This is a genomic window from Nocardia carnea (assembly GCF_029868855.1).
GTDB lineage: Bacteria > Actinomycetota > Actinomycetes > Mycobacteriales > Mycobacteriaceae > Nocardia > Nocardia carnea_A.
Window position 1 is genome coordinate 1 of record NZ_JARWOV010000080.1, and the last position, 5,400, is coordinate 5,400.

General features: G+C 63.0%; 4 protein-coding genes. 2 read left to right on the forward strand and 2 right to left on the reverse strand.

What is annotated here, in order from left to right:
• Positions 1-692: 692 nt before the first annotated feature.
• Positions 693-1,961 (reverse strand): hypothetical protein, encoded by a 1,269-nt coding sequence (locus QH195_RS07185; protein WP_280434794.1) that lies wholly within the window; start codon positions 1,959-1,961, stop codon positions 693-695.
• A gap of 209 nt (positions 1,962-2,170) precedes the next feature.
• Here QH195_RS07185 and QH195_RS07190 point away from each other — a divergent pair, with 209 nt between their 5' ends.
• Positions 2,171-2,542 (forward strand): hypothetical protein, encoded by a 372-nt coding sequence (locus tag QH195_RS07190; protein ID WP_280434795.1) that lies wholly within the window; start codon positions 2,171-2,173, stop codon positions 2,540-2,542.
• Between the two features lie 938 nt (positions 2,543-3,480).
• Here the strand turns inward: QH195_RS07190 and QH195_RS07195 are convergent.
• Positions 3,481-3,777 carry a hypothetical protein gene (locus QH195_RS07195; RefSeq protein WP_280434796.1) on the reverse strand — a complete coding sequence of 99 codons (297 nt, stop codon included), beginning with the start codon at positions 3,775-3,777 and terminating at the stop codon, positions 3,481-3,483.
• 78 nt (positions 3,778-3,855) lie between these two features.
• Between QH195_RS07195 and QH195_RS07200 the strand changes: the two genes are divergently transcribed.
• Positions 3,856-5,289: an acyl-CoA dehydrogenase gene (locus QH195_RS07200; RefSeq protein ID WP_280434797.1), complete on the forward strand. Its 1,434-nt coding sequence runs from the start codon at positions 3,856-3,858 to the stop codon at positions 5,287-5,289.
• Positions 5,290-5,400 lie beyond the last annotated feature (111 nt).

The window sequence follows — 5,400 nt, forward strand, 5'->3', positions numbered from 1 at the left end:
CTGCCGGGGCGCGGCCCCGCCCCTCCCCGGCCCCCCCCCCCGGCACCGGAGCGCACGGGATCCGGACCGTCACCTGTCAAGAGATCAATTCACCACGCACCCTTACCGTGTGGATCCGTGCTGCGAACCGGCCGAAGGGAGTCGAGTACCGCGACCCGTTGGGGGCGGGTGCAAAAACTCCGGGGTGCCGCGAAATCGCGGAAAGGCAGAGGGAAGTTCAGACGGCCGTAGCCAATCCATCCGGGGTGGTTGGGGGATGGGCAGCCGGTACGGAACGGCCGGGCAGTAGCGTGGCCGTGCCACCGAGCTGATCCTGTGACCGCTTCGAACTGCAACATCAGCGTTGCCACGCAGTTGCTATTGATCGACCGAGACACGAAAAGTATTGTCTCACAATCGGTCTTAGAGCTCATAGGGATCGATCACAGTAATTGGTCTAGGCCGATGATCTGGTGTTTTATGGAAAATCGGCTGACCTGGCAGAACCTGGATGCGACGAGGCGGTCCGCCTGTCTGTAGATTTGCCAGAAATATTAGCCGACGTGACGGTCGGTATTGTTCGTGGATATCAGTGAGCGGGCCGCGCGTCGATGATTTGGGGCATGTACTCGACATCCGCCCGGCACCCGCCACGGCCAGGTGCACCCGCGCCGAGATCAGTTTTCGAGGTCTCACCGCGGACCACCGGACGTCTATCCACCGACCGAACTGACTGTGGTATGCCAGTCGTACATCCGCTCGTCGAGGGCACGTACTGACGGTAACGAATCCCAGGGCCGCAAGGTATTCCGGACGGATTTGATCCGGTCCAGCGCGGTCGCATACCAGTTGCTCGAGATCAGATCGAGTGCTTCGCCGAGCTTGACGCAAGCAAGCTCGGGGTCCTCCTCCAAGACGGCAGCCGCACCGATATCGGCGAGGAAGACAGCTCGCTGCTTCGTGGCGTTGTCCGGCAGATCCGCCAGAGCCAGTTCGAGGCTCTCCCGTGCCTCCCGACCTCTCCCTGCCACCATCAGCGTATAACCCTTGAATCCCGCCAGACGGGTCGGTGAAAACCAATCGAGCCATGGCGGGGAGGGATTCTCCGCAGGCTCGTGCCGGTCGTAGGTTTCCTCGGCGCGCCGGAGCAGCTTCAGCGCTTGGCGCGTATCACCGAATCGAGTCTCGGCTTCGGCCTCCACGGCGTCGATCCAGGCGGTCATCTCGAAGTTCGCATTACCCCGCCGTGCGAATACCCTGGCCGCGCGTAGCCGTTCGCGAGCTTCTTCGGCCCGCGCGGAATCGCCCGAGAAGGCAGGTGCGAAGGCCATATGCGTGAGTGTGGCCGCGCCCAGCAAGGCGTCGTTTGCTTCATGAGCGGCTTGTAAGGCCAGCACGAAGCTGGCCTGGGACCGGTCCGGTTTTTGCAGGTCGAAGAACTCGATGCGGCCGGCCAGCAGACTCGATTCGGAAACAGCGCGGCCGAGAGCACTTTTGGCGGTGCTGGGCACTTCCCGAAGGAGCTCCGAACCGAGCTGGGCATGTTGGGCGACCGACTCGTGCAGCCTGGGTGCGCCGACGACCCAGTACATTCGCCGGTATGCCTCCGTGACGGCCGTGTAGTCGAGCACAACCGCTGCGGGGACGTCACCGGGCGCATCACCGAGAGTTCGGCGCAGTACAGATCGGGCGGCGACCTTCCGAATTGGTTCGACATTCGTAGGCTGCTCATCGGCCCAGGGGGGTTTGAATCCCAACTCCGTGATCGGCTTTCCGAACAAGGCCTCGAGCGCTGCCGCATGTTCCGGGTGCGGCCACGGTGGTTCGGCGGACTCCCAGCGCCGTACCGTGCGTGCCGCTACATCGATCCGGAGGCCGATGCGCTCCGCCGCGTCACGAATAGCGTCCGCGAGTGCGGCTTGGGACCGAAGCCCCAGCGCTTGGCGTGCCGCTCGAAGGGCGGCATTCCCTGAACCAGCCATGGGGGCATGGTAGCCCGGACAGTGGACATGGTCGAGCTGAAATTGCCCACTATGTCCTATCCATGTCCTCCATTAAGGCCTTGTTGCAGGACATTTCGCACGCGATCCTTTGAGAATCAATCGATGTTGCCCGGAAGGAAACTCCTGATGCCATACGTGTACCGATCAGCTCTGTGTGGTTTCGCGCGATACACACTGGCGGCCGAGTGATGAGCCTCTGCGACCTGGCGCCCGCGGTCGGGTACCTGCGTTCCGATATCTCTGGTGTCCACCAGCCCTGGGACGAGGTCCGGATGCGGAACCTCGCACCTCGACTCGGCTACAACCTACGCAAAATCATTGTGCTCTCGGAGAACACCGCAGACCGCATCGATCGACTCCTGTTCACCATCGCCCGCAACCGCGCGGAAGCGGTGTTCGTGCCGAGCCGGGTCCATCTCGAAGGACAGGTCGAGTTGATCAAGGCCAATGCAGACGTGATCTTCGATGCCGACGATGTAGAGGCTCGCTGGCCCTCGGTCACCGAGTTCTTACTCGGTGAGACAAGGTTCGCGAGCACCTGGCGTCGACTTGTCCGCTGAATCCCGGGAAGCCGAGCAGAAGCCGAGAGACTAGCACCCGAGGAAACGATTAACGCGGAACGGCCCCACGAAACGGCTGCGTTGCAGACCGGGAGCCGGCCATCGCCGTAGTGCAACTGTGGCACGAAAGCGGATGCTACGACCGCACGATCATCGCGCGGCGCCCCCGAGAGGCTCCGGTCCCTTGGACCACCGGTGACACATGTGGCGTTCAGCGAACCCGTGGACCATACGTTCGTCCGACTTCGTCCAGCCCGCACCCCGCGAGGCGGGCATCGGCAAAACAGCTGGCAGCCAGCCTGGAACAGTTGTGAAATCTCCTAAGCGCAGAACACGAACGATAGGTGTGGCACAATATTTTTCGTGTTCGGGTCAGGTCACGGCAACTCGGCGGCAACGGTGGCGTCGCCGGGTGAAGATACCCAGGGGGTAACCGAACGGATCTGGCGGTTGGAGTTGGAGAGTTGCAGGACATGGTCGATGTTCCCCTAGCAGCCATCTCCGGCACCTCAGTCGCTGGAACATCATGCTCAGCAAGTTCCGGGCGGCCGATGGACACACAACATACCGCATACGACGACCGAACTGACGAGCCACGTCTATGCGATGGCCGGCCCCTTTCTCTCGCACCTGGCTGTCGGACGGTCGCCCAGAGCCCGCTCCGTCGGACGCGGAGACCCCGGGCACACCTACTGATACGGCCGGTCGACCGGCCCTCCCGGTGTGGAGGTCTGTGGTACCTGGCGCGTTGAACCCTGATTGGTGATCGTTTCGGAATTCGTGCACGAGGAGATGCTCATCCACGAGATAACTCTCGTGGATGAGCAGACCGAGCGTCCGGATACCGGAGGCGATTACCGCGTTATGCCTGCAGCGGACCATCTGCCACTGCAGGGTTCGAATTTGAGTAGGAGGCAGTGATGGTTTCCCACGGGTATTCAGACGACCTTTCGAACGTGCTGTTCGCGGGTCGGCGGGAAGCGGCTCAACGTTACACCGACATGTTCAGCGAGTCGATATTCGATCAGGATTGGTGGGCTGCCACAAAAGATCCCGGAAAGCGGGCCTACGAACGCTACCTGCAACTGCTTCCGCGTCTGTCCGCGGTCGACACGATTTCTGATCTGCGTGCCCTCGTCGCACTGCACGAACAAGCCACCGTGGTCGATCCACACCTGGGTGCCCTGCTGACGGTGCAGGTGAATCTCGTTCTGGGCACACTGCTGGAGCAGCATTCGCGAACCGGTGAGGTCGAGGCAGTTCTGACTGAGCTACTCGAGGGACGTGCGGTAGGCGCGTATGTATTGACCGAGGTGGGCCATGGCAGCGACCTGCCGAATCTCGAAACCACGGCCACATACGATCCGGCCGATGGCGGTAGTTTCGTACTCGACACGCCGACGGACGCTGCTGTCAAATTCATGCCGACCACTGCCCCGCCGCCGGTGAAAGGTGTATCGCGTTTCGGGATCGTCTTCGCGCGGTTGTTGGTCGATGGAGAGAACCGTGGAAACTACCCATTCCTGGTGCGATTGGTCGACGCCGACGGGACGGTCCGGCCGGGGATCACCATTCGCGCGCTTCCCGAGAAGCCCGGTCTGGGGATGGACAACTCCATCACTCGCTTCGACCATGTCCGGCTGCCTCGCGAATGCCTGTTGTCCCATACCGGCACCTCCATCGACGACAACGGCCAACTCGTTTCGCCCATCCCGGCAGATAATCAGGTCTGGCGTGCGATCAGTCGGGTACGGGCCGGCCGGCTGGCGATTTCGGCGATGTCCGCAGCAGTGTGTCGCGCGTCCCTGGCCATCGCCGTAAAACACGCTGAACAGCGCGATATCGCAAGCATGGACCGCGGCGCCGACCGCATTGCACTCCTGGACGTGCCTGCTCACCGCGACCGGCTGATCGATGCCGTCGCCGAAACCTACATCGCCGGTATGTCCGTGGAGGTGGCGATCGACGCGTTTGCGGCAGCGATCGAGAACGGCGCCGACGAACAAGCTCCGAAACTGACCGACCTGGTGTCGCTGACAAAGAATTTCACCACTTCGGTGGCGCTGCGAGTCACCGCCGAGGTGCGTGACCGGCTCGGGGCCCAGGGGGTGTTCGCGCACAACCAGATCATGGTGTACCGAGCGCTGCGTGACGCCGCAGCGACCGCGGAAGGCGATAGCTACGTTATCGGCTTGCAGGCGGCGTACCGACGGATCACCCTTCCGGACTCGTGGACGCAATCCGGTTGGGACGACCAGCTGTTCGATATCGAAACCCCCGGTCAGTGGTTGGGCTGGCTCGACGCTCGGGCCCGTTTTCTACATCACCGGACGCTCGAGACGTACGCGAACGCGACCGGAAGCCGTCAAGAACGGTGGGATGCGATTTACGGTCTTTCGATGGCGGCCGCCGAAGCCCATACCGCGCACCAATCGGCCCAGGCGTTGGCAGACCGGATCGGCGGGCTTGCGACCGAGCCGCGAGAGGTGTTGGAGAGGCTCATCGTGCTCTACGCCGTCGGTCAGTGCTTGAGCCACGGAACAGAGATGCTGCCAGACGGTCCACTGCCGAAGACGGTGCAGCCGCTCATGGAGATGCGTCGTCAGCTGCATGAATTGCTGGCACCGCATCTACGTGACCTCGTCGACGCGTTCGAACTTCCCAGCGGGCTCCTTCGCACAGCGTTCACCCCCGGGACATATGTCGAGGAGTATGCGAGCGCCATCGCGGCTGCCGGTACCGACTGATCGCACAGCCGGGCTGCGAGAAAGGGGGGGGGGGGGGGGGGGGGGGGGGGGGGGGGAACCGCGGCGGCCCCCAGGCGCGACGCCCGGCTCGGGGGGGAGGGGGCACTGAGC

What these genes read in the sequence shown, in the direction of transcription:
- QH195_RS07195 (WP_280434796.1), bottom strand. Translation starts at nt 3,777, where the DNA reads ATGCTGCTCCAGCAGTGTGCCCAGAACGAGATTCACCTGCACCGTCAG.
- QH195_RS07185 (WP_280434794.1), bottom strand. Translation starts at nt 1,961, where the DNA reads ATGGCTGGTTCAGGGAATGCCGCCCTTCGAGCGGCACGCCAAGCGCTG.
- QH195_RS07190 (WP_280434795.1), top strand. Translation starts at nt 2,171, where the DNA reads ATGAGCCTCTGCGACCTGGCGCCCGCGGTCGGGTACCTGCGTTCCGAT.